The sequence below is a fragment of the Enterococcus sp. S53 genome, assembly GCF_016516865.1.
GTDB lineage: Bacteria > Bacillota > Bacilli > Lactobacillales > Enterococcaceae > Enterococcus_D > Enterococcus_D innesii.
Genome location: NZ_JACVUH010000013.1, coordinates 48464 through 73094 on the forward strand (window position 1 = coordinate 48464; position 24631 = coordinate 73094).

At 46.2% G+C, this 24631-nt stretch carries 22 protein-coding genes and 1 riboswitch; of the genes, 16 read left to right on the top strand and 6 right to left on the bottom strand.

From position 1 onward, the window contains the following. Positions 1–71 precede the first annotated feature (71 nt). On the bottom strand, positions 72–812 hold the full coding sequence (locus IAE45_RS14395) for an SDR family oxidoreductase (RefSeq protein WP_200126691.1): 741 nt from the start codon (positions 810–812) through the stop codon (positions 72–74). Between the two features lie 165 nt (positions 813–977). Between IAE45_RS14395 and IAE45_RS14400 the strand changes: the two genes are divergently transcribed. Continuing rightward, positions 978–1415, top strand: a complete 438-nt coding sequence (locus tag IAE45_RS14400; RefSeq protein WP_077454108.1) for a MerR family transcriptional regulator — start codon at positions 978–980, stop codon at positions 1413–1415. A 141-nt stretch (positions 1416–1556) separates the two neighbouring features. Here the strand turns inward: IAE45_RS14400 and IAE45_RS14405 are convergent, their stop codons facing one another. The 4 genes from IAE45_RS14405 to IAE45_RS14420 all read right to left on the bottom strand — a co-directional run bounded on the left by IAE45_RS14405 (position 1557) and on the right by IAE45_RS14420 (position 6749). Then, entirely contained in the window at positions 1557–2306 is a 750-nt protein-coding gene (locus IAE45_RS14405) for a SagB/ThcOx family dehydrogenase (RefSeq protein WP_081119230.1), read from the bottom strand. 352 nt (positions 2307–2658) lie between these two features. Continuing rightward, a complete protein-coding gene (locus tag IAE45_RS14410; RefSeq protein WP_200126689.1) occupies positions 2659–4542 on the bottom strand; it encodes a glycosyltransferase family 2 protein in 1884 nt (627 codons plus the stop codon). A gap of 169 nt (positions 4543–4711) precedes the next feature. Continuing rightward, complete coding sequence (locus IAE45_RS14415; protein WP_200126687.1) at positions 4712–5812, bottom strand: iron-containing alcohol dehydrogenase family protein; 1101 nt, start codon at positions 5810–5812, stop codon at positions 4712–4714. Beyond that, complete coding sequence (locus IAE45_RS14420) at positions 5748–6749, bottom strand: bile acid:sodium symporter family protein (RefSeq protein ID WP_008380241.1); 1002 nt, start codon at positions 6747–6749, stop codon at positions 5748–5750. Before IAE45_RS14420 ends, IAE45_RS14415 begins: the two co-directional genes overlap by 65 nt. Before the next feature lie 599 nt (positions 6750–7348). On the opposite strand from IAE45_RS14420, the gene IAE45_RS14425 reads away from it, so the two are divergent. The 9 genes from IAE45_RS14425 to IAE45_RS14465 all read left to right on the top strand — a co-directional run bounded on the left by IAE45_RS14425 (position 7349) and on the right by IAE45_RS14465 (position 18092). Continuing rightward, positions 7349–7984: an NAD(P)H-binding protein gene (locus tag IAE45_RS14425; RefSeq protein WP_123833958.1), complete on the top strand. Its 636-nt coding sequence runs from the start codon at positions 7349–7351 to the stop codon at positions 7982–7984. A gap of 345 nt (positions 7985–8329) precedes the next feature. Further along, on the top strand, positions 8330–10978 hold the full coding sequence (locus tag IAE45_RS14430; RefSeq protein ID WP_200126685.1) for an HAD-IC family P-type ATPase: 2649 nt from the start codon (positions 8330–8332) through the stop codon (positions 10976–10978). Positions 10979–11171: 193 nt separating this feature from the next. Continuing rightward, a riboswitch (FMN riboswitch) is annotated at positions 11172–11310 on the top strand. A gap of 112 nt (positions 11311–11422) precedes the next feature. After that, the gene (gene ribD, locus IAE45_RS14435; RefSeq protein WP_200126683.1) at positions 11423–12499 is read left to right on the top strand and encodes a bifunctional diaminohydroxyphosphoribosylaminopyrimidine deaminase/5-amino-6-(5-phosphoribosylamino)uracil reductase RibD; all 1077 of its coding nucleotides are present in this window, start codon (positions 11423–11425) and stop codon (positions 12497–12499) included. Further along, positions 12484–13071, top strand: coding sequence for a riboflavin synthase (locus tag IAE45_RS14440; RefSeq protein ID WP_200126681.1), 588 nt, complete (start codon positions 12484–12486; stop codon positions 13069–13071). The genes ribD and IAE45_RS14440 overlap by 16 nt, the downstream gene beginning before the upstream one ends. Before the next feature lie 13 nt (positions 13072–13084). Then, positions 13085–14260, top strand: a complete 1176-nt coding sequence (gene ribB, locus IAE45_RS14445) for a 3,4-dihydroxy-2-butanone-4-phosphate synthase (RefSeq protein ID WP_200126679.1) — start codon at positions 13085–13087, stop codon at positions 14258–14260. A gap of 21 nt (positions 14261–14281) precedes the next feature. Continuing rightward, a complete protein-coding gene (gene ribH / locus IAE45_RS14450; protein WP_200126677.1) occupies positions 14282–14755 on the top strand; it encodes a 6,7-dimethyl-8-ribityllumazine synthase in 474 nt (157 codons plus the stop codon). Positions 14756–15225: 470 nt separating this feature from the next. Next, the gene (locus IAE45_RS14455) at positions 15226–16299 is read left to right on the top strand and encodes a FecCD family ABC transporter permease (RefSeq protein WP_200126675.1); all 1074 of its coding nucleotides are present in this window, start codon (positions 15226–15228) and stop codon (positions 16297–16299) included. A 4-nt stretch (positions 16300–16303) separates the two neighbouring features. Further along, positions 16304–17086, top strand: a complete 783-nt coding sequence (locus IAE45_RS14460) for an ABC transporter ATP-binding protein (RefSeq protein WP_200126673.1) — start codon at positions 16304–16306, stop codon at positions 17084–17086. Beyond that, positions 17079–18092, top strand: a complete 1014-nt coding sequence (locus tag IAE45_RS14465; RefSeq protein ID WP_005233274.1) for an ABC transporter substrate-binding protein — start codon at positions 17079–17081, stop codon at positions 18090–18092. The genes IAE45_RS14460 and IAE45_RS14465 overlap by 8 nt, the downstream gene beginning before the upstream one ends. Before the next feature lie 92 nt (positions 18093–18184). Here the strand turns inward: IAE45_RS14465 and IAE45_RS14470 are convergent, their stop codons facing one another. Beyond that, entirely contained in the window at positions 18185–18526 is a 342-nt protein-coding gene (locus tag IAE45_RS14470) for a MazG nucleotide pyrophosphohydrolase domain-containing protein (RefSeq protein ID WP_015510530.1), read from the bottom strand. 86 nt (positions 18527–18612) lie between these two features. Here IAE45_RS14470 and IAE45_RS14475 point away from each other — a divergent pair, with 86 nt between their 5' ends. The 6 genes from IAE45_RS14475 (at position 18613) to licT (ending at position 24512) form a co-directional block, all read left to right on the top strand. Next, entirely contained in the window at positions 18613–19173 is a 561-nt protein-coding gene (locus IAE45_RS14475; protein ID WP_200126671.1) for a TIGR00730 family Rossman fold protein, read from the top strand. Positions 19174–19319: 146 nt separating this feature from the next. Further along, complete coding sequence (locus tag IAE45_RS14480; RefSeq protein ID WP_200126669.1) at positions 19320–20306, top strand: tRNA dihydrouridine synthase; 987 nt, start codon at positions 19320–19322, stop codon at positions 20304–20306. Positions 20307–20455: 149 nt separating this feature from the next. Beyond that, on the top strand, positions 20456–20896 hold the full coding sequence (locus tag IAE45_RS14485; RefSeq protein ID WP_005230651.1) for a MarR family winged helix-turn-helix transcriptional regulator: 441 nt from the start codon (positions 20456–20458) through the stop codon (positions 20894–20896). Further along, the gene (locus IAE45_RS14490) at positions 20893–22329 is read left to right on the top strand and encodes an MDR family MFS transporter (RefSeq protein WP_233619076.1); all 1437 of its coding nucleotides are present in this window, start codon (positions 20893–20895) and stop codon (positions 22327–22329) included. Before IAE45_RS14485 ends, IAE45_RS14490 begins: the two co-directional genes overlap by 4 nt. A 156-nt stretch (positions 22330–22485) precedes the next feature. Then, positions 22486–23391, top strand: a complete 906-nt coding sequence (rarD, locus tag IAE45_RS14495) for an EamA family transporter RarD (protein ID WP_081119271.1) — start codon at positions 22486–22488, stop codon at positions 23389–23391. 278 nt (positions 23392–23669) lie between these two features. Next, the gene (gene licT, locus IAE45_RS14500; protein ID WP_081119238.1) at positions 23670–24512 is read left to right on the top strand and encodes a BglG family transcription antiterminator LicT; all 843 of its coding nucleotides are present in this window, start codon (positions 23670–23672) and stop codon (positions 24510–24512) included. Positions 24513–24631: the final 119 nt, after the last annotated feature.

Consider the following 24631-nt stretch of genomic DNA (forward strand, 5'->3'; position numbering starts at 1 on the left):
CGGGATTTGACGACAAAAAAAACTGTGGCCGCATCAAGCGGTCGCAGGTTTCACGGGCTAGTAGAAATAGCTTAAACGGTTTGTTTTGCTGGGCGCAGCAAGACTTCGCTGATCGCCACATGTTTGGGCTGTTGAATGGCATAAACCACTGCATTTGCTACATCTTCTGGCGTTAGGCTGTTGCCTTCTACGCGAGAGGTTTCTTTCAAGGCTGCTTCTAGTTGAGCATTACCGACGGTTTCAAACAATTCCGTGGAGACCATTCCCGGAGAGACGATGGTTGAGCGAATGCCATGTTCACGTTCTTCTTGGCGCAAGCCTTCCATAATTGCACGGACTGCAAACTTTGTCCCGTTGTACACGGCAGAACCTGGGTAAATGACATGTCCGGCAACTGAGTCAGTGGCGATGATCAAGCCGTCTTGTTGTTTTTGCATGATGGGCAGCACAGCGCCGATCCCGTTCAATACCCCCATGATATTGATATCCAGCATTTTTTGCCAGCTGTCATAGTTCAACTCTGCTAAGTTTCCTTGAGGCATGATGCCAGCATTATTGAAAAGGACATCAATCCGACCAAAGGAGGTCATGGCTAAATCAATGACTTGTTGGACTTGTTCGCGATTGGTGACATCGGCTGTTTGATACAAGACATTTTCTCCTAGTTTTTCAGCCAGTGCTTTGATGCGCTCTTCACGGCGGGCGGCGATTACTACTTTTGCCCCTTGTTCGGCTAGTTTAACGGCGGTTGCTTCCCCAATTCCTGAAGAGGCTCCCATAATTACGATAACTTTCTCTTTGATTTCTGACATTTGTCTTTCCTCCAGTGAATGATTTTTTTCATCGAATCCTGCTACTGCCAATGCCAAACCTGTGAAACGATAGGTGATTGACAGTACAGTGCTTGCGGTGTATTTTAATTGTAGAACCTGAAGTTAGGTTTAGGTCAAGCGATAAACAAAATTTTTTTAGGAGCGATGCAAGTGAGTTACTCGATTGGTGAAGTATCAAAAACAACTAATATTCCCATCTCGACACTACGTTACTACGATCGAGAGGGAATGTTTCCGAATATGGCCCGTAGTAATGGCGGCATTCGGGTGTTTTCAGAAAAAGAAGTAGCGACGATCAAAGTGATCGATTGTTTAAAAAATACCGGCATGCCCATCAAAGACATCAAGAATTTCTTGGATTGGGGCGAGGAAGGCGATGCGTCTTTGCAGAAACGGCAGCAGCTGTTTCATGAACGCTTGGAAGAAGTCACAAAGCAAATGGCAGCCTTGCAAGAAACCATGAATACGATCAAATACAAATGCTGGTACTACGATACAGCAATGGCAGCAGGCACCGAAGCGGTAGTAAAAGAGCTACCGCTAGAAGAAATACCAGAAGAAGTCCGGGCATACAAACTGTAAGCAAAGAGAAAAACCACCTGCTGTTTTTGCAGGTGGTTTTTCGATTGTACTAGTTTTGCTGGGAAAATCAACCTTGCCAGTTGCCATTTTCTAATGAAAGACTGACAATCCCACGAAAATGGGCTCTGTTATTCAGTAGCCCTACTCAATAACCCCCACTGGAATCAAATAGCGGGGTTCATTTTCCGTCGGCAGTTGTAATAATTCTTTGAGTTCATGATCCGTGAAGGCGCCGATCGGCACAGCGCCTAATCCTAACGCTTGGGCTTGCAAAAGGACGTTTTGGGCGGAATGTCCGACTTCGATATAGGCATAACGTTCGATTCCTCGGTCCCCATAGCGCTCGATCAGTCGTTCATAAACCACTGTATAAAGCAATGTAGCAGGTGCTCGTTGGATCGCTTGCTGATCCAACGAACCTTCCGCCAATGCGGTCCGAAAATCGCCGGCAAGAACTTTTGCTAAGGCATGTTGCTCAGGTTGATACAGATAAAGCCCTGGCTCAAGCCCCGTTACCTGTGTAACCACGACATAGAGGTCTAAGGGATACAAGGCACCAGCCGAAGGCGCTGTCCGGCGACCATCTTCTGTAGTGACACCGGCAGCGGCCCATAAAAGCTGTGCCAGCTGTTCTTGTGTTAGCTCGGTGTCTTGAAAATCCCGTTGCGAGCGCCGCTCGAAGAGAGCTTCCGCCACACTGGTTTCCCCATCTAAGATTGGTTGCGGCAATGGAAAAGTTTCATAGGAAACCGCTGGTTCAAAAGGAGTGACCGTGTCGGTAGTCGGTTGTTCTTCAATCGGTGCCGTATCCGCACTGCAGCCAGTGAGGAGTAAGCCCAGCACCAAAAGAGCGCCTAAACGAGCAAAGCGAAATCGTTTGTAACGGATCATGAGGATTCCTGCTTTTTACTATGGACTTCGTGTTATTTATAAGTATAACAAGGATTGCTTTTTCATGCGCTTTTATTCACAAATGTGTGAGCAGTGGCAACCGCATCAGCTCAATCAGGTCATAGGGAAAGCAGACTTTTTAATATTTTCTAAAGGCTTTAAAAGTATTGCCATCGAGAAATCGTCTAGATTCTGTTCTGGCTCTTTCAATCAATGATCATTGGAAAAGAGTGTAGCAAATGCCAGAGTGTTATCTAAAGGAAGACAAGCATCATAAGATGGGGAACAACCCTTCGAGGAGCTTTCTGGAATCAATAAAGCCCCCTTGTCTCTTGCGACAAAGGGGGCGGGACTAACTATTCATTTCTGCGACTTCTTCCTCCATATCAAATTCTAACTGTTTGGCAGCATTAAGCTGGTCGCTATAGTAGCTGGCAAGCTCTTCAGCAGATTGCGGTGTTAGATTGTTGAAGGCAAAAGTCACATAGGAGCCATGATCCTCTAGACAAATCGAATTGATAGTGAAGCGACGCTTATCATCGTAAAAGACGTAACTTTCACCTGGTACGAAGATTTGCTCGGGATGAGTCCGGACACGGAAGCCATTGAAACTCATTTGATACATTTCGAACGTCTTCGCATCATAAGAAAGCTGACGATTGATGGCGATACTCAAGGCTTCACTATCACTTTCGATAAAACGGTTTTTCCCGATCAAAATGGCATAAAACAAGCCATAGAGGTTATAGATCGACCAAATCAAGGTCACGATATAGCCGAATTCATAGCCTTCTCCTCGGTACAAACGATACCCAGCTACCAGACAGGCAAAGGAAATCCAAGTAAAGAGGATGATGTGGGGCAAGACAGTTCGCCAATCAAAGGCGTTGCTGCCGACGATCTCTTTTTTGGTCACGTTGAATTTTTTCTGTGATTTCATAAATTCTTTGATCAATGCCCCAGTGTGGATAGGAGCGACAAAGCAATCATAGATGTGGGAACTTGTCAGGTTCCTGATCTTAGGGACATACAGCCGAAACGACAGGGAAATCATAATGAAAGGCGGTAAAAAGAACAACAATAATTGGTGATTGTTGCTTCTGACGATAAAGATATCAAAAACCATAAATAAGGTTGGTGCCAATAAAAAGATGATTTTTTGGAAAGAGGTAAACCAATACAAATAGGAGTTGTAATAACAAAGTTTTTGCATAAAAGACAACCCTTTTAACCGGCGCGGTTTGAAGTGGTCAAAAATTTGTTTCGTTCCTTGCGCCCACCGAGTCCGTTGTGAGGTCAGCTCTTTGGCAGTGTAAGGAGTGATCCCCAAGGCATAGGCTTTATTGATAAAAATCGTTTCATAGCCGGCGTCTTGTAAAAGCATCCCGGTCGCCATATCTTCGGTGATACTGCTGGTAGGAACGCCGCCGATCTCTTCAAGGGCACTGCGACGAATGATGGCATTGGTACCGATATGGATCAAAGCATTCTCACGAGAAAGTGCTGGTTCTAGAAAGCGCATGAATAATTCCTGTTCGTTGTACATGGATTTGCGCAGTAATTGAAAGGGATCTTTGTTATAAAATGTTTGTGGATATTGCACCAATGCGACTTTAGGATTGCGGAAATAGTCGACAGCTTCAAAAATAATGTTCTTTTTGACGATAAAGTCAGCATCCAGAAGCAAAATCAAGTCACTGCTGGTTTGGGACAAGGCATAGTTGATATTCCCAGCTTTGGCATTGGCATTTCCTTCGCGGGTCAAATAGCCGAGATTCATTCGCTCGGCCATTTCTTTTAGTTCCTCTCGATGGCCATCATCGCAGATATAGATTTTTTTATTGGGGTATTTCAAGGCTTTGACAGCTAATGCTGTGGCGATCACCAGCTTGATGTCTTCATTGTAAGTACAAATAAAAGCGGCGACACTTGGCAAGAATTCTTCTGCTTCATCCCCCTCGTAGCGGTATTCTTTTGAGAGCTTATTGGAAAAAAGGTAAACAAAAAAGCCATAGACAAATAAACCAATGACTTCCGCAATATAGAGAATGATCCCAAATACTAGTGAAGCAGAACTATCAATCGGGATCGTGAAAAATAAACGCCAAACCAAGTAAATAAACAGAAAAGTAATCGTGATCTTCGAAAACAGCTGTTTGATGCGATTATTTTTCTTTGCCAGGAAATACAACAAGAAAATGACCAAAAACAACCCAGATAAATAAACCAATTCCAAACCAATCTCCTCCTTTGTTATACTAAAATAGTAATAAGTTTTTAAGAATAAATCAAAGTAAACGATTGCATGTTTTTTAACATGTAAGAAAGAAGAAGGAGGACAAGTACGAAGAAGCGAAAAAAGCCATACAAAAACCCTCCAGCAATTCGTTGCTGGAGGGTTTCATTTAATTGGCAGCTGCCAATGCTGCTTGGTTTTGTTTGGCATGATAGGCTTCCACGTCTAGGATGGCTTGTTTGAACATTTCTCGCGTGATCTCATAAGGCACGTGGACGATGTCATTGGTGGTCATTGCTTTGTCTAAGATTGCCTCAAGATCGCTGGTGTCGTTAAGGCCCATATCCGCTAGGCAAACCGGCAGTTTGTTTTCCTTCATAAAGGCGTAGATGCGCTGGAAGAGGGCTTCTTGCTGATCGAGCTGCAACAAGGCCAAAACGCCGTAACTAACGGATGCGCCGTGTAAATAGTCTTCCATTTTTTCCAAAACGGTCGTTCCGTAGTAAAAGGAATGAGCAAGGGCGGAGTTGTAATCATTGATGACTAAGACGGAAACTAAGCCGGTGGTTACGATGATATCCAAGACGACTTGCTCAATGGCATAAGACGGCTGATTGGCGGCACTGTCTTTCAAGGCTTGTGTGCCGTATTGCAATAAGCGTTCCGTGCACATTTTGCCGATTTGGATGCCTAACCCATCGGTGTAATCTAACTGATCGCCCCGCGCTGAAAATGTCGATTCGATCTCTTTGGAGAGGGCATCGCCGATTCCTGCCCATAAGTACTTGTCGGGGGCTTGGGCGATGATCTCACTGTCGATAAAGGCATGGGTCGGCGGTTGCGAAGGGAAAAACAACCCTTGCATCTCGCCGTTTTCTTTATAGATGACACAAACCGCGGTGACTGGTGAGCAGTTGGAGCCGATCGTTGGGAAGGTGAAGACTGGTTTGCCAGCTTTTTCCCCAACCACTTTGACGGTATCGCAAACGCGGCCGCCACCAACGGCGAATAGAACATCGGCGGCTTGGACACTTGGAGTAGCTAACAGCTGATCGACGTTTTCATAGGTCGAGTTGCCGCCGTACCACAAGGTATCCGTCACTTGGACTGCTGACGTTAAAGCGGCTTTAATCTTGTCTTCAGCTTTTTCAAGGGCGGTTTTTCCGCCGATGATCACGGCATTGGTGCCGTATGGTTTTACGATGTCATTTACTTTTTCGTAGGCGTCCGCCCCGATTGTGTAGTTTGGCAAAAAGATACTTTGACTCATACTGTTTTCCTTCTTTCTTGGCCACGAGATTGGCTAAAATTGGTCCGGTAATTTGATGGATCACCATGCCGACTGCGGCAGGGGTAACGGCTGCAGCAATGGCGGCAAAGTGGGCATTAGCTAACGAGATCGCTAGGCCGGTATTTTTCATTCCTAATTGAAACATGATGGATTTGGCTTGGGTGGCACTGACGCCCATCACACGGCTCAGACCATAGCCTGCGCCGTAGCCGATCAAGTTATGGAGCAAGACTAAGAAAATTACGATCAAGCCAGATTGGACGATGACGGCGCCGTTGCGAGCGACAGTTCCGGCAACGATCAATAAGATACTAACGGAAGAAATCAACACAAATGATTGTAGGAATCGCTCGATGTGCTTGGCAATGAGTTTGTGGACGATTACCCCTAAAATGATCGGCAAAAGCACCATCTGCAAGACAGACAAGAGCATTTCCCAGAAAGAGATCTCAGTATACTGACCAGCCAAGACGTAAACTAAAAAGGGTGTAACGACGGTCGCTAACAAGGTCGATACCGTGGTCATAGAAACGGTGAGGGCGACATCGCCTTTGCCGATAAAGGTCATGACATTGCTGGCGGTTCCACCAGAAACGCAACCTAGTAGGACAAACCCGATGATCAAACCGGAAGAAAGACCAAACAGCTGCGCTAAGCCGTAAGCCACCAAAGGACTGATGGTGAACTGGAAAAGCACTCCTAAGATGAATGCTTTAGGCTGTAAGACGACCATTTTAAAAGCAGCAACGTTTAAAGTCATCCCCATACAAAACATGATGATGCTCAGAAGAATCGTTGTACGAGGCGGAATCCATAAGAAGGGTTGCGGGAAGAAATAAGAGACGATCATCAATAAAATCATGATGTAGATCAAATACTTGTTTACAAAAGCAGCGATCGTGTTGACGGTTTTCATAAGAAAAAATCATCCTTCCTTTTTCTGCTTGACCAATCAAGTGTTCAAACAGAAGGGGTCTTTAGAATAAGTGCAGTGCATAACCGCGGGGAATCGGCAGCAGTTGTTCAACGAGCGTTTTCGGATCTATCTGACATCAATGTGTCAGTTTGTAAAAGGTCGCTTCCTTGAAAATGGGTATAAAAAAACACTCCATCTCAAGAAGCTGTTCTTCTTTTTGGATGCAATGTGAATAGGGACTCTTTGAATGTATAAAATCAAACAGTCCCGGCTATAATAATAAAATAATTCGTTTGCTAACATTGGTGCGGGTCATATACGCCACCGTCCTTTTCTTTATTTGGAATTTTCTAAATATTTAAATTATTTCTACCTAGTCTACAAAAGAGTCGAGGCTTTGTCAATCGTTTGAGAAAATTTTTTTCATTTTTTTGGGTGTTTTTTTAAAAACATGGGTTTCTATGGGGAAAAACAGCAAGAATTGGTTTGTGCTGTGCCTTTTTCCCTTTTTTTAGGAACAGAATAGTTGTTGGATCTTGGTTTTTGTCCTACGATGATACTAGTAAGAGTTGGAAAAAGAAACGAGAGGAGCAAAGAAAATGAAAATTTTTGTCGTTGGTGCTACCGGACGGGTGGGCCAAAAATTGATCGCCTTTCTAGAAAAACAAGGACACATCGTTTATGCTGGTGCGCGCAGCAGTGAGAAAATCACAGAAACGGAGACGATCAAGCCCGTGTTCTTTGATTTACACACGGAACCGGAAGAGATGGCGGCCAAATTCGCCGATGCGGAAGCGGTATACTTCGTGGCGGGTTCCCGAGGCAAAGACTTGCTGCAATCCGATCTGTATGGTGCCGTCAAAGTGATGCAAGCCGCCGAATCAAAAGGAATCAAACGCTACATCCACCTTAGCTCAGCCTATGCCTTAGAACCTGAACAGTGGCAAAGGGAAGGCATGGCGTCATTGATGGATTACACGATCGCCAAGTTTTTCTCTGATCGCTGGCTGATCGACAACACCGCACTAGACTATACGATTTTGCAGCCGGGTGCGTTGAAAGAAACTCCAGGATCTAGTTTGATCGAGATCAGTGAAACGACCTCTGGTGCGATCCCCATCGAGGATGTCGCCGTCTTGTTAGGTGAAATGCTGGAACGTCCAGCAACCTATCAAAAAGTCATCAAAGTCCAAGCTGGGGAAACACCCATCAGTGAGGCACTGGATCAGCTTTAAGGCGAGCCTTTGGGCTTGAAGAGAATGTACTGAAGGAGCTGTACGGCAATGAATCGTTGTCGTGCGGCTTTTTTTCGTAAAAACTTTGAGATGCCCCTTCATTGCTATGAAAGCGATGACTCTTGACTTTGGAAAAATAGTTTGTTACGCTTATTGCTAACTTTAGAGGGGGTGGTAAACGAATGTCAAGCGACTCGAGTGACGGTGAGCAGAAACACTATTTTGACTTACCTTACTTTTTAATTGAATAGGAGACCAACAACAGCGCGTTATTTAGGAGCAGTTTCTAAATAAGGGGCTTATTTGTGTTATCCATCAATGAAAAAAGAAAAGGAAGAAGAATAAATGAATAAAAAAGAGTTTCAATTATCAGTGTCAGAAACAATCGAACAGTATCAGGTGCCCTCTATCGATCAAGGATTAGATGAGGCGCAAGTAACCGAGCGGTTAGAAACCTACGGATTGAACCAATTAGCGGTCAAAAAAACCGCCAAGTGGCGGTTGCTGCTGCGGCAATTCCATAACACGATCATCTACATTTTGATTTTCTCTGCCATCTTAACGCTGCTGATGGGGCATTTCTCTGATGCCGTGATCATTGGCATCGTCGTACTGGTCAATGCGTTGATCGGTTATTACCAAGAAGCCAATGCTTCCGATGCGTTAGAGCGGATCAAAGAGATGCTATCAGCAGAAGCCACGGTCTATCGGAATGGGATTCGTCAAGATATTCCAGCTGCCGAAGTCGTTCCGGGGGATGTCGTATTCTTAGAAGCCGGCGACAATGTGCCTGCGGATCTGCGGATCATCGAAGCCGATAACTTGCGTATCCAAGAATCCGCCTTGACTGGTGAAGCCGATTCGGTGGAAAAAATAACAGATGCCTTAGTGGATGAAGCAACCCCATTAGCAGAACAACGGAATTTGGCGTTTGCTTCAACTTCCGTGACGTCAGGAAGCGGGAAAGGGATCGTGATTGCTACCGGCGCCACGACTGAGATCGGGAAAATCTCCACAGAAGTCAACCAAACAGAAGAACGAAAAACGCCGTTAATGAAAGAGATCGATGGACTGGGGAAAGGCATCACCTATGTGATCATGGGCGTGGCAGTCTTGCTGTTTATCGTCAGTTTGTTCCAGCAAACCTATGCGATCTCTGTCTTGTCCTTAGCCGTCGTCACCATGATCGTCGGTTCGATCCCAGAAGGATTGCCCGCAACGACCTCGGTGGTTTTGGCGATGGGTGTCAGTGATATGGCAAAAAACAAGCACACCATCATCAAAACACTGCCAGCGGTTGAAACGCTAGGCTCAGTGGATGTGATCGCGACGGATAAGACCGGTACCCTGACCAAAAATGAAATGACAGTTAAAGACATCGTATTGGCTGAGCAGGAATACGAAGTGACGGGTGACGGCTATGCGCCGGTGGGCGTGATTCGTCCAAAGCAGGAGGACGTTCGCACGCAAGACATCTTGCAGTTGTTTTTGGAAGCTGGCTACGAAGCCAACGATACGGTATTGGTGCCAGAAGGAAATCACTGGACGATCAATGGAGAACCAACAGACGGCTCCTTTTTGACGCTGTATCATAAGCAATTTGCCTATCCGCAAGCACCCGCTTACCAAGAACTGGATATGCTACCCTTTGATTCGGACAACCGCTACATGGCGAAACTAGTGGCAAACCCTGCGGGGGAACGCTTGTTATTTGTTAAAGGCTCCCCAGATAAATTGTTTGAAATGGTGCAAAAACAAGCGGCACCTTTTAATGAAGCCTATTGGACAGGTCATGTTCGCCGCTTGTCGGCAGAAGGCAAACGAGTGGTAGCGGTGGGCTATCAGAAAGTTTCGATTGATCACATTGATGAAACGATTTTTGAGCAAGGGCTACAATTACTAGGGATCGCCGGGATCATCGATCCGCCGCGAGAAGAAGTGATTGCCTCCCTGAAGGAAATGAACCAAGCCGGTGTTCAAGTGAAAATGATTACTGGGGATCACCCTCTGACCGCCAAAGCGATTGGGGAAAAGCTTGGCTTAGCGGATGAGATTCACGTCGTGACTGGGGCCGAGTTGGATCAGATGAGTGAAGCTGAATTTCAAGATGCTGCCTTGACGAATCAAGTCTTTGCACGAACCACGCCGAAAAATAAATTGGACATTATCAGAGCGCTGCAAGCCAAAGGCAAAGTCACGGCGATGACAGGGGACGGGGTCAACGATGCCCCTGCGTTGAAGCGGGCGGATATCGGTGTAGCGATGGGGATCAGCGGCACGGATGTAGCCAAAGACTCTGCTGATATGATCTTGACCGATGACAATTTCGGTACCATGTCCTTAGCGATTCGCGAAGGACGCAGGATCTATGACAACATCAAAAAGAGCATTCTGTTTCTGTTGCCGACATCTTTTGCCGAAGGGCTGATCATTGCCTTTACGATCATGATGCAAAAAGAATTGCCGCTGCAGGCGACACAACTGCTGTGGATCAACATGGTTTCTGCTATTACGATCCAGTTTGCGTTTATCTTTGAACCAGCAGAGTCTGGGATCATGAGCCGCAAGCCGCGAAAGACAGGCAATAAATTGTTGAATCGTCACGATATTTGGCAGATGGCGTATGTGTCGATCTTGATGGCAGTCATCAGTTTGATCGCCCATGACTGGCTCTTGCTACAAGGCGTCAGCGAAGCCGTTGCTAGTACCATGATGGTCAATATCGTGGTCTTGAGTAAGATTTTCTATTTGTTCAACATCCGTACCAGTGCACCAGCGTTTTCTAATGCTTCCTTCACCAATCCAAAAGCGTTCGTGATCATTGGGGTGATGCTGGTTCTGCAACTGTTATTGACCTATGTTCCATTTATGCAAAGCGCCTTTCATACTGAGGACATGTCCTTGATTGGCTGGGTCATCTCAGCAGCTTCTGGGATGGTCGTCTTACTCGTGACGGAGTTCGATAAATGGCTTCGTTCGAGAAAAAATATTTAACCTAGGTTTTCTCGTGTTTTTTACAGGCAAAATCGCCTTGCTGCAGCTCAGGAAAATGGCGGAACGACAAGGGATTTCTGCTGTCGCTGCTTTGGGGTTGCCAAAAGAAAAAGCCAAGAGGAATTCCTATTGGCTTGTAATCAGGCCTATTGACAAACAAAAATGGTCGGGCTAAAATGCACATGAATTGAATAGTATTCTTCGGGGCAGGGTGTAATTCCCGACCGACGGTGACAAGTACAATGCTTGAAGTCCGTGACCCGCATAGCTATGCGGTGGAGCCAGTGTGAATCTGGCACCGACAGTGAAAGTCTGGATGGGAGAAGAAAAACCACAAAATTTCAAGGGGCGCAGTGCGTCTAAAATTGATTTTTTGCCGGTCTTGTTTGTCTATGCCTCGTGAGATTCTCACGAGGCATTTTTTTATTGAAAGGAGGAAGGAAGATGCATAACGAATACATGCGTTTGGCGATCGCAGAAGCCAAAAAAGGGCGTTACCAAACCTTTACCAATCCGCTAGTGGGCGCTGTGATCGTCAAAGAGCAACGGGTCATTGCCAAAGGGGCTCACTTAGTCTATGGGCAGCCCCATGCGGAACGAAACGCCATCGAACAATGCCATTCCTCCGAAGACCTAATCAATTCGACTTTATACGTGACGTTAGAACCTTGCAACCATCAAGGAAAACAGCCGCCTTGCACCCAGCTGATCATCGACAGCGGCATCAAAAAGGTAGTCGTCGGCCAGTTAGACCCTAACCCGATCGTGGCTGGACAAGGCAAGCGCTTTTTAGAAGAACAGGGCATCGACGTGTTGGTGGGCATCGAAGAAACAGAAGTGCGCCGTTTGAATCCACACTATAATTTTTACCATCAGCATCAGCGACCTTACGTGGCGTTGAAGCAAGCGATCACTTTAGATGGCCGGATCGCTCATGATGCGTTAACCCGCAGTGCGATCACTGGTTCAGCGGTTTGGCAAAACGTCCATCAAGAACGTGGAGACTATCAAGGAATCTTAGTGGGCAGTCAGACGGTGTTGACGGATGATCCCACGTTATTGACCACGGTTGAAACCAGCTTTCCGCCGATTCGCATCGTGTTAGACCGTCGGGGGCGAACGCTGTCGCAACCCCATTTGGCACTGTTTGCCGATGATTCAGCACCCGTGTGGATTTTTACGCAGCAGACAGTTGTCAGCGACTTGCCAGCGCATGTGTCAGTGATCCAGCTGGAAGAGTTGACGATTGTTGCATTGTTGAAGGAGCTTGCCGAACGACAGGTCCAATCGCTTTACGTAGAAGGAGGCGCTGCGATCCATGATGCCTTTTTAGCCAGCGGACTGTGGCAAGAAAGCATTACCTATGTGGCGCCAAAGTTTCTTGGGGGCAATAGTCTCGCAAGTTTTACCAGTGAGCGTACCCCGAAACAGCTGCAGCAGCTAACAGAGGTGACGGTGACGGCAGTTGGGGAAGATGTTTGCATCCGAGGAAGGAGACCAGAGGAATGTTCACAGGATTGATTCAGGAAAAAGGCCGCATCAAAGAGATCCGCAAGCAAAGCCACACGATCCAGCTAACTTGCAGTGCGTCGGAAGGCTTGCTGGCGGATTACCAGATCGGAGACAGTATGGCGATCAACGGGACGTGTTTGACGGCGATCGCCAAACAAGCGACGACGTTTACGGTGGATATCATGCCAGAAACCTTTCAACGAACGACATTTAAACAACTCTCGGTGGGTGCCGAAGTCAATTTGGAGCGAGCGATGGCAGCGACACAGCGTTTTGAAGGCCACTTTGTCGCTGGCCACATTGATGTAACGACCCGTTTGATCCAGAAAAAGCAGTTGGAAAATGCCTTGATCTTGACGTTTGCTTATCCTGTCAGTGTGCAAGGGGAAATCATTCCGCAAGGGTCGATTGCGATCAATGGCGTCAGTTTGACGGTTACCCAGACGACGGCACAGGCCTTTTCCGTTAGCTTGATCCCCCATTCCAAAGACCAGACGACGCTGGGGCAGTTGAAACAAGGGGAGTGGGTCAATATCGAGACGGATATGATCGGGAAATATGTCAAATACCAACGAAAATGAAAGAAGGCAGACGATGCATAAAGTAGAACAAGCAGTGGAATGGATAAAAAAAGGCGGCTTAGTGATTGTCGCCGATGATGAAAATCGGGAATCAGAAGGAGATTTGATTGGGATCGCTGAATACGCAACGCCAGAAGCCGTCAATTTTATGGCGACTTATGGCCGCGGCTTGATCTGTGCACCCATCTCACAAGCGATCGCTGAAAAGCTGGCATTGCCTGAGATGACCGCCAATAATACGGATGCCTTTGGTACCGCGTTTACCATCAGTGTCGATCACGTGATGACGAGTACGGGAATTTCTGCGAAAGACCGGGCAGTGACGATTGAAAAGTTGGCTGATCCTGCGTCACAGGCTGCGGATTTTTATCGCCCTGGACATATCTTCCCATTGACCGCTCAACCTGGCGGCGTGTTGGAACGCAGAGGACATACAGAAGCGGCTGTGGATTTAGCGAAGCTTGCTGGCAGCGTGGAAGCAGCCTACATTTGTGAGATTTTAAATGAAGATGGCACGATGGCTCGGGTCCCAGAATTGAAAAAATTAGCAGAAAAATGGCAGCTGCCGTTTTTGACCATTGATGAGTTGGCGGAATATCTACGAGGAACTGCACCTATCACGGTGGATCTGCCAACGGCTTATGGGGCGTTCCAATTGACCTTATTTGAAGATGAATTCGGCAATGAACACCTTTTACTAGCCAAAGGCGAGATTCAACATACTACCGAGCCGCTGTTACTACGGATCCATTCAGAGTGTTTAACAGGCGACGTCTTCGGCTCTCATCGCTGTGATTGTGGCGAACAGCTGCAAGAAGCGATGCGGCAGATCGAAGCAAAAGGCCGTGGTGCGATTTTGTATCTACGCCAAGAAGGCCGCGGTATCGGCTTGCGGAACAAGCTCCGTGCCTACCAGTTGCAGGAACAAGGATTGGATACGTATGAAGCAAATATTGCATTGGGTTTTGCAGCAGATGCTCGTCAATACACGTTTGCTGCCGATGTTTTACGTTCCTTAGAAGTGCAGGAGATTCAACTGATGACCAACAACCCTGACAAAGTGAAGGAATTAGAAAGCTTAGGGATCAAGGTAGCAGAACGAGTACCGCTGGAGATGCCCGCGCATAAAGAAAACAGCATCTACTTGAAAACGAAGAAAGAAAAGTTTCACCATTACCTATCTATTTAATCAACCAAAGGAGAATGAGCGATGACAGTATTTGAAGGAACGTTTCAGGGAGAGGCAGTCAAAGTAGGGATCGTGGTCTCACGATTCAACGAGTTTATCACTTCCAAGTTAGTGGAAGGCGCCAAAGACAATTTGGTGCGTCATGGAGTCAAAGCAGAAAACATCGATGTATATTGGGTTCCAGGTGCTTATGAGATTCCGTATATTACCAAAAAAATCGTTGACCACAAACAATACGATGGGATCATGACATTAGGTGCCTTGATTCGCGGAGCAACGACCCACTATGAATTGATCTCAAATGAAGTGGCGAAAGGCGTAGCCCAAATTGGTCTGAATGCCGATATTCCGATCATGTTTGGTGTGTTGACGACTGAAACGATCGAACAAGCCATTGAACGGGCGGGAACCAAAGCCGGCAACAAAGGCAGTGAAGCCGCTCAAGGTCTTTTGGAGATGATTTCGTTGAATCAGCAAATCCTTGGCAACGCATAGGTTTCACGTTCGAACAAAGAGAAGCTAGCAAGAAAAAGCCTGCCTAAGCATAGGCATTAGACTGGAGACAGACTTCGTACAAAATGAAGTCTGTCTTTTTTTCATCATTAAAAAAAATGGATCATTTTGCCAAAGGATTCGCTTCTTCACGGGTACCGTGTTTTCGATAGGTCAATGGAGAGGAAAACGCCCATCAATCACGAACATTAGAATAACTCTTATTTAAGGAAATTTTCAGAAAATTATTTACATTTCACAAAAGGTTCCTTATAATGACTCTATTCATTGAGAGTGATTCTCATTTGCAAATAGATGTCAAAGCAGCACATGGCTTTGGCGCTTTTCATGAGAAGAACTGTTATAAGCGAAAAAACGCACAGATGCTTCTTTTATGATGGCGGCGAGGCAACAGTCAAGGTTGTTTTTGCTGTGAAATCAGGAGAGGATCGTGCTGAATAAAGGAGAATCACATGTCGGTAGGGTTGATTAAATCAAATCGTTGGATGGTTTCGACAATCATTTGCTGTGTTTTAGTTGTCGCCATTCTCTTATCTGTAGGAGTTGCTTTGGCAAACGGCCAAGCCAATATCACCCTTGGCGAAGTTTACCAAATTCTCTTCTATAAAATCAGCCATGGGTTGGTTGGTGATCTTTCAGGCATTTCAGACGCAAACATCAATATCGTCTGGTTTGTTCGGGCACCGCGGGTCTTGCTTTCTATTTTTGTGGGGATGGGGTTAGCGATCAGCGGGGCAGTGATGCAGGCGGTGGTCCAAAATCCGCTGGCAGATCCCTATATCTTAGGAATCTCTTCTGGCGCATCCTTAGGGGCGACCTTCGCCATCTTAGTCGGGTTTGGCGGCTCGGCGCTAGTCTTGCAGCTGGGCTTATCGTTTGGCGCCTTTGCAGGAGCGGGGATTGCGACTATTTTGGTGCTGCTGCTTGCCAGTATCGGTGGGAAAATGACTTCCACAAAACTTGTGCTGTCGGGGACGATCGTCAGTGCCTTATGCAGCTCTGTTTCAAACTTGATCATCTATCTGGCTAGCAATGCAGAAGGGATGAAGACCGTAGCGTTTTGGTCGATGGGCAGCCTAACCTCGGCTTCTTGGAACAAATTGGGCTTTATCGTGGTTCTGGTTTCTTTGATCACGCTCTTCTTCCTGACGCAATACCGTGTTTTGAATACGCTTTTGCTGGGGGATGAAGTTGCCTCCACCTTAGGGGTCAAGCTGACCTTCTATCGTCGTTTTTATATGCTGCTAGCAGCGCTATTAACCAGTATCATCGTTGCGAATTCTGGTATGATCGGCTTTGTCGGCTTGATCATTCCTCATATCGTACGTGGAGTCAGCGGGTCGGATCATCGCCTGTTGATGCCATTGACCGCTTTGACAGGCGCGTTGTTTTTGATTTGGGCGGATGTGATCGCCCGCTCGACCCTGCAAGGAGTCGAACTGCCGATCGGGATCATTACAGCGCTGATTGGTGCACCGATCTTTATCTATATCATTGTCAAACGGCAATACAACTTTGGGGGGTGACGGAATGAAATTAGCAGTTGAAAAGCTCAATCTAACGATCGGGGATCAGCAGATACTAAAAGACATCTCCGTCCAAACCGCACAAGGGCAATTTGTCGGCTTGATTGGGTCCAACGGCAGCGGCAAATCTACATTGTTAAAAGCTATCTACAAAACGTTGAAACCTGATAGCGGCGACATTTATTTGGGTGAGATGAATATTTTGAAAAGTTCCGAAAAAAAAGTCGCCCAGCAAGTCAGCGTCGTCAGTCAATTCAATGAGTTGAGCTTTGATTTAACAGTAGAACAGATGGTGCTTTTAGGCCGCACGCCCCACAAGGGGTTGTTGGAACAAGACACCAAAGCAGACCATGAGCTGGTCACCGAAGCCTTAGCCAAAACCGGGCTAAGTGCCTACAGAAAACGCAGCTACCTCTCATTATCAGGAGGCGAAAAACAGCGGGTCGTCCTTGCTCGTGCCATTACCCAAGAACCGAAATTTATGATTCTCGATGAGCCGACCAATCATTTGGATATCCGTTACCAGCTGGAAATCTTAGAGACCGTCAAACATCTGAAGATTGGCTTGTTGGCGGCGCTGCACAATTTGGAACAAGCAGCCAACTATTGCGACATTATCTATGCCTTAAAAGATGGGCGGGTTATAGGTTATGGCGAACCAGAAACGCTGCTGACAGAAGACCTGATCGAAGAAATCTATGGCGTGAAATGCAGTATTTACCATCATCCGATCACAGGCGGATTAGGGTTTCATTATTATTTTGAAAAGGAGCAAACAGATGAATAAATGGGGAAAAATGATTGGGGTAGGATTGGCAGTTTTTACATTAAGCGCTTGCGGCAATACGAAGGATGAAGGAACTTCGGCTTCTTCCTCACAGGCAGAAAGTACGTATCCCTTAACCATCAGCAACTACACCAAAGCAGAAGGCGGTACGCAATGGACCGCCAAGGACCAAACCTTTAATGAGGCACCGAAAAAAGTCGTAGCCAACACACGACCAGCAGCGGAATTGCTGCTGCATCTCGGCCTCAAGGATCAGATTGCGGGTGTCGGTGCAACCTTTGGTGCCGCTGATGAGGAAGTTGCTGCTGATTATGCAGAACTCAACGACCTGGGCAGCGACTATATCAGTAAAGAAACGGCGCTAAGTGTGGATCCAGATTTGATTTTTGGCCGCGGAGGACTTTTTGATAACCAAGATTGGGGCGTCGGCACCGTTGATTCCTTGAACGAGATGGGCATTCCGACTTACGTCCAAGAAACCTCTGTCACTGGTGCAACATTTGATTCCGTTTATCAAGACATTGAAAACCTCGGTAAGCTCTTCAATGTCCCTGAGGCAGCCGCTGCTTTTGAAAAAGAATTAAAGGATCGCCAGAGTGCCTTGGAAGAAAAAGTAGCAGACAAAGAAGAGCAAACCTTTGCCCATCTCTTTATGTCTGATCCTAGTGTTGTCAGTGTCTATGCCGCTCAGGACGAGTCTTTTTTCAATAGCAACTTTGATATGATCAAACTGAACAATGTGTTTCAAGACTATTCAGGGGAAGTCAGTGTCGAAACTTTGATCGAAACGGATCCCGATGTCTTGATCGTCGGCGACTGGTCAACGATCGAAGGCAGTGTTTCTGGTCAAGAAATCATTGAAGGCTTGTACAAAAATGACAAACTCTCCAGCATGAAAGCCATCAAAAACAAACAAGTCTACAGCATGGACTACAATTATCTCTTTGGCTACGGCTACCAAGCCTTGACTGGATTGGAAGAACTGGTAGAGCAAATGGCACAATAAACACCTCCTGTTGCATAAAAAGGAGAACCAACTTTTTATATAATAGAAGAAAAGCACCCTTTGCCGCTGCCCGTTCCGCAACAAGTAGCCCGTTAGCTGTTTTTTTCTGTCACGTGGTCCATTTGATAGCGAGACAACAGCTTCTCTTTGTGTTTTTGCATGATCGTCTCGAGAGAAATATCGTATTTATCGGCGAGAATAAATAAGTTATCCAGTACATCGCCCAATTCTTCCGTCAGGTTTGCCAGTTTTTCTTCTGGCAATCCTTCTTGTTCGTCGGGACGATCACGACCGATCTCCAATGTCCGAATGGCACGGCTCACTTCCCCGACTTCCTCTGCTAAAAAATTCGCCCGAATAAACGGATCGTACTGATACCAGTTGCGGGCTTTGTAGAAGTCACTGATAAATCGTTGATATTCCTCAATGTTCATAAATTTTTTCTCATCCTTTCCCAGAACCTTTATCAGAATCATGATATACTATTTCAAAATGATTGAGAAGGATGATGAAGAGTTTTATGAAAATTGCAGTCTATTGTGGTGCCAGTGTCGGTAATGAACCTAGTTTTGCAACAGCCGCCCAAGAATTGGGGCAGTGGATCGCTTCAAGAAAAAATACGCTAGTTTATGGCGGCGGAAAAGCCGGCTTGATGGGCGTGCTGGCAGATGCTGTCTTAGAAAATGGCGGTCAGGTGATCGGGGTGATTCCAACCTTTTTAAAGGATCGGGAACTAGCACATCCTGGATTGACCGAACTCCATGTCGTCGAGACAATGTCAGAAAGAAAACGAAAAATGTTCGAATTGTCGCAGGCGTTTGTCGCGCTGCCAGGTGGTCCGGGTACGCTGGAAGAAATCACGGAGATGATCTCGTGGTCAAGAATCGGTCAAAACCCGAATCCTTGTGCTTTTTATGATGTGAACAACTTTTACCACGCAACGAGAGCCTTGTATGACAATATGGTGGAAAACGAGTTCTTGACGCAGGCCGATCGCGAAAAAATCGGTTTTGCGCAAACAACGAATGAACTTGAAGCCTTTATTCAAGCCTACGAACCGCCAGTTATTCGGCAGTATTAAGCGTCTGTTGCAAAAGAGCAAGGCGAAGCACCGGCGGGTGTCGTCTTGCTCTTTTGCTTCTTTGACGCATTCTTAGTATAATGGGGTTTGTTTTGCAAGTGGGGTCATAAAAGAAGATCCTTGGACAAAGAAATGGAGCGTAAATCATGACAACAAATTTTTGGGCTGAATTGCCGAAGCCTTTTTTTATCCTAGCACCAATGGAAGATGTCACCGATGTCGTTTTTCGGCATGTCGTTCAAGCTGCAGGCGCACCAGATGTTTTCTTTACGGAATTTACCAACTCCGATAGTTACTGTCATCCAGAAGGACGCGACAGTGTGCGGGGACGCTTAGTCTTCACCGAAGATGAGCAACCGATGGTGGCACACATTTGGGGCGATAAGCCAGAGTATTTCCGTGAGATGAGTATCGGATTAGCCGAGATGGGCTTTAAAGGGATCGACTTAAATATGGGCTGCCCAGTGCCAAACGTTGCCGGACGAGGCAAAGGCAGCGGCTTGATCTTGCGACCGGACGTTGCGGCTGAGCTGATCCAAGCAGCCAAAGCTGGCGGTCTGCCGGTCAGCGTCAAGACCCGTCTGGGATATACCGAACTAGGGGAGATGGAAGCCTGGTTGACCCATGTCCTGCAACAAGATATTGCTAACCTTTCGATCCATTTGCGAACCCGCAAAGAAATGAGCAAGGTCGATGCCCATTGGGAATTGATTCCTGAAGTGGTGGCCTTGCGGGATAGATTCGCCCCACAAACGAAGCTGACGATCAACGGCGATATCCCTGATCGTACCAAAGGTTTAGAGCTAGCAGAAAAATATGGCGTAGACGGAATCATGATCGGTCGTGGTATTTTCAAGAATCCCTATGCCTTTGAAAAAGAACCAAAAGAGCATACCTCAGAAGAGCTATTAGGCTTGCTACAGCTGCAATTAGACTTGCAGGACCATTACGCCAAATTGGTGCCACGCTCGATCGCAGGACTGCATCGTTTCTTTAAAATCTATGTCAAAGGCTTCCCAGGAGCCAGTGATTTGCGGGCAAAATTGATGAATACCAAATCAACGGATGAAGTTCGGCAACTGCTGGCAGAGTTTGCGGAGAAAAAGAACCACGAGGAAAGTATTGAAGCGTAAGTTTCAATGCTTTTTTTGTTCTTGGTTGCTGTCCCCGCTCTATTGTCAATCCTTCCTTGACAATAGATAGGTACCTATGTAAAATGGAGAGCGGACTTTTAACTAGGTACCTATCTAAATAGTGAAGAGGCGAAAGGAGCTGAAGGTCGATGGTTTCCGAACAAGAAATCGTGGAACGATTGTTTGAAGTGTATAAATTAAATCGGCGGTATGCGGAACAAAAATATGGGCGCTTTATGCCAGGTCGGGGACAGTTCAATTGCCTACTGGTATTGGACGAAAAAGGGACGTTGACCCAAAAAGATCTCGCCGCGTATTTAGCGATTCGTTCGACATCTACTGGCGAACTACTAAAGAAACTGGCTGAAAAAGGGCTGATCCAAAAAGAAGTCGATCCGAAAGATAAACGCAGCCATTTGATTTCGCTGACAGAAGCAGGCAAGGAAGAGGCACAGCGAATGAAAGAAAAACGTAGCAAGGCGCACCAAGAAATGCTGACCTATTTGACGGCAGAAGAAAAACAAGCCTTTGGTCAAGCCTTAGCAAAAATCGAACAGTTTTATCTTGAGAAGGAGGCGGACGTTGATTGAGTGAAACAGTCCAACGAACGGAACGTCAGCGGACGCTGATTTTTATTAATTTAATGATTACATGTATTGCCGTATCCATGTTGGCGACCGCCTTGACGACGGCTTTACCCGCCATCGTCACTGACCTGCAGATTTCCGTCACTACGGGACAATGGCTGACAAGCGGTTATTCCTTGGCGATGGCGATCGTTATGCCCTTGACGGCATATCTTATGAATCATGTACCAACCAAAAAGCTCTATCTAGCTGCCTTAGGAATTGCGTTGGTGGGCTTGCTGCTTTGTGCTGCAGCGCCCAATTTTCTAGTCATGATGCTTGCGCGTATTTTGCAGGCCGTAGGCAATGGAATCTTGACCGCAATGGCGCAAGTGATCCTCTTATCGATCTATCCGATCAATCGCATCGGTGTGGTGATGGGCTGGTATGGACTCTCAATTACCGCGGCACCCGTGATCGCACCGACTCTTGCTGGGCTGATCGTGGACCGGTTGAACTGGCATGCAATTTTTTATATCGTTGCCGTGATTGTTTTGATCTCATTGATTTGGGCCATAAAGGTTTTTGATGATGTGTTGCCAGTAAGCAACAGCAAATTTGATCAGACCTCTTTTGTTTTGAGTGCCTTCGCTTTTGGTGGGATCACTTTAGGCTTTGGCAATATCGGCAGCTATGGCTTTTTCAGCTTGCCGGTTTTAGGAACCTTAGGGATCGGTTTGGTAGCAGGGGTCTTCTTTGTCTTCCGTCAGTTAAGAGCGGAAACCCCATTTTTGGATCTGCGGGTCTTGAAAACAAAAGAATATGCCATCAGTGTCTTTGGCAGTATCATGCTTTACTTGGTCTTGATGGGTTCGGCGATGCTGATGCCGCTTTACGTGCAGTCGATTTTAGGCAAATCAGCGACGATCTCAGGGTTAGTCGTTTTGCCAGGTTCTCTGGTCTCGGCTTTTTTAAGTCCCGTGGCTGGGCGAATCTATGACAAAGTCGGCATCCGTCTGTTGACGCTTTTTGGCGGCGGCTCACTGGTCTTGAGCAACATCGGCATGTATTTCATCCATATGCACACGGGTATTTGGGTAGCAGTGGTTTTGAACATGCTGCGCTGTGCCGCCACCGGCTGTTTGTTGATGCCCTTTGTGACGTGGGGAAATAAAAATATTCCGCCGCAGCTGACGGCGCATGGAACAGCGTTATTGACTTCTTTGCGAACGGTGGCAGGCGCCATCGGGACAGCATTATTTGTCGGGATCATGAATAGTGTGGCGCAAAAAAGCACGACCTTAACGGGGACGAGTGCACTGCTTCATGGGATGAATGTTTCTTTCTTATTGATGACGATCGCTTCTGGTCTGCTGTTTGCAACGGGGCTATTTTTGATTCGTGATCAGAAGCCAGAAGCCGTGTGGCTAGAAGGGGCAGAAGAACCACTGGAATAAAGAGGGGCACCTTTCTTTGAAGGGTGCTTTTCTTGATTTATTTCATGAAACTCTATGAAAAACCAAAAAATTCGATATAATAAGATAACTTATGGTTTAGGAGGAGTATTTTTTTTCAGGAAAGACTTGCTTTCATGGAAAAAAATCAGGGAGAAAATGAAGAATAAAGGCGTTTATTTTGGGTTGTCTGCCTATGTCTTGTGGGGCTTGGTCACACTATATTGGAAAATAATCGTTGGGGTTTCCCCGTTAGCCACGATGTGCTACCGAATCGTGTGGTCCTTTGTTTTTATGGTGTTGTTTATCGTGCTTTCTGGGAAGAAAACACAATTTTTACAAGAAGCGCGTCTGCTGTGGAAGAACAAAGCATTTGCTGGACTGATCGTTTTAGCGTCTGTGCTGATCTCCATCAACTGGTTCACTTTTATCTTCGCGGTGAGTGCGGGCCACGTGATGCAAGCCAGCTTAGGCTATTACATCAATCCGCTAGTCAATGTCTTGTTAGCAACCGTTTTTTTGAAGGAAAGTCTTAGTCGTACTGGCATGCTGGCGTGTCTGCTGGCAAGTATCGGGGTAATCTTATTATCGATCCAAACAGGAACGATTCCCTATGCCTCACTGATCATGGCCTTTTCCTTTAGTACGTATGGCTTGATCAAAAAAAGAATCCCTATTAGTTCGGTTACTGGGTTAACGATCGAGACGATGGTGATTTTCCCCTTTGCGCTCGTGTATATTTTAGGGTTTTCAACCGTCGGCTTTATGAATTATCCCTTGCAAACCAATCTCTTATTGATGGGTGCCGGGATCGTGACGGCTATTCCGCTGTTGCTGTTTGCGGAAGCCGCGAAAAATGTTTCTTACATTACGCTTGGGTTTATTCAATACGTCAATCCGACGATCATGCTTTTGTTGGCCATCTTTTTGTTTCACGAAACCTATTCACTGGCCCAATTTTCCGCCTTTGCGTTTATTTGGCTGGGGATCGCGGTCTTCACCTATGGTACGTTAGGCACGGCGATGAAAGAGCGGCGCATGGGACAGCAAAGAAAGCAACTCTGATAGATCAGGAATGGCTGCAACTGGGCCGTTCCTTTTTTGATTAAAAAACAACTCAATTTAGATAGTGAAGGATGTTGCAAGGAGAATTGTTCAATGGTATAACAAAGGAAAAGCACGTTGCAGAAATTCTGATTGAAAAGGGTTGCATCTGCCACAGGGGTGTGTTATTATTCTTTCAGTTACAAGGATTGTTACTGTTCGGCAGGCAAAACCAGAATTGACCGTAGCGCGCTAATGGGGAGATTCTAGGTTTTTTTATTTTGGAGTGAGGGAAAACGATGGTTATTGGGAAAATATTAAATAATAATGTCGTCATCTCGACCAATGATGCCGGTCAGGAAGTGATCTATATGGGTCGTGGCATTGCGTTTAAGAAGAAGGTCGGCGATCCAGTGGATGAAGCCTTTGTCGAAAAAGAATTTGTGTTAAAGGATACCTTTACCGCAAATCAGTTTCAGCAATTGTTTTCAGACATTCCTGTGGAAGAAGTCGAAGTCGTCAAGCAAGTGGTGGATGATGCGGAAGCATCCTTGGGGATCGAGCTGTCGCCAAATATTTATTTGACACTGACCGATCATATCCATTATGCGCTGGTTCGGGCACGTGAAGGCATTGAGCTGCCGAATCCATTGTTGTTTGAGACCCGCAAATTTTATCCGAAAGAGTATGCGGTTGCAGCAGATGCCGTTGCTTATTTTGAAAAAGTCTTCGGGATTTCATTGCCGGAATCGGAAATTGGCTTTATCGCCTTTCATATCGTCAATAGCGAACAAGCCAATGGTACGATGGAAACCACGATGCAAGCGGTAGAGATCGTACGTGACGTACTGGCGATCATCAGTCGCTTTTATGGACGAGTCTTTAACCCCGATTCCTTGAATTATCAACGGATCACCACGCATTTGCAGTATTTTGCGCAGCGCTATTTAAGCGATGAACTTTCGGGGGAAAAAGATGAATTTTTATTTGCCCTTGTGCAATCGAAGTACCCTAAAGCGTTTCAAACGGTCCAACGGATCAACGAATATTTGATCAAAACCTACGACAAATCGATCGGTGAATCAGAAATGATCTACTTAACGATCCATATCGAACGTGTCGTCAATGATCAAACCAATTAACATTCAATCATTAACGGATTGTTACTGTCAGGCAGGCAATACCCAGATTGAAAAGACAACAGTCAGCGAGGAAAAGACTCGTTGGACGGTCGTTTTTTCAATCTGGGTTTTTTTATTAA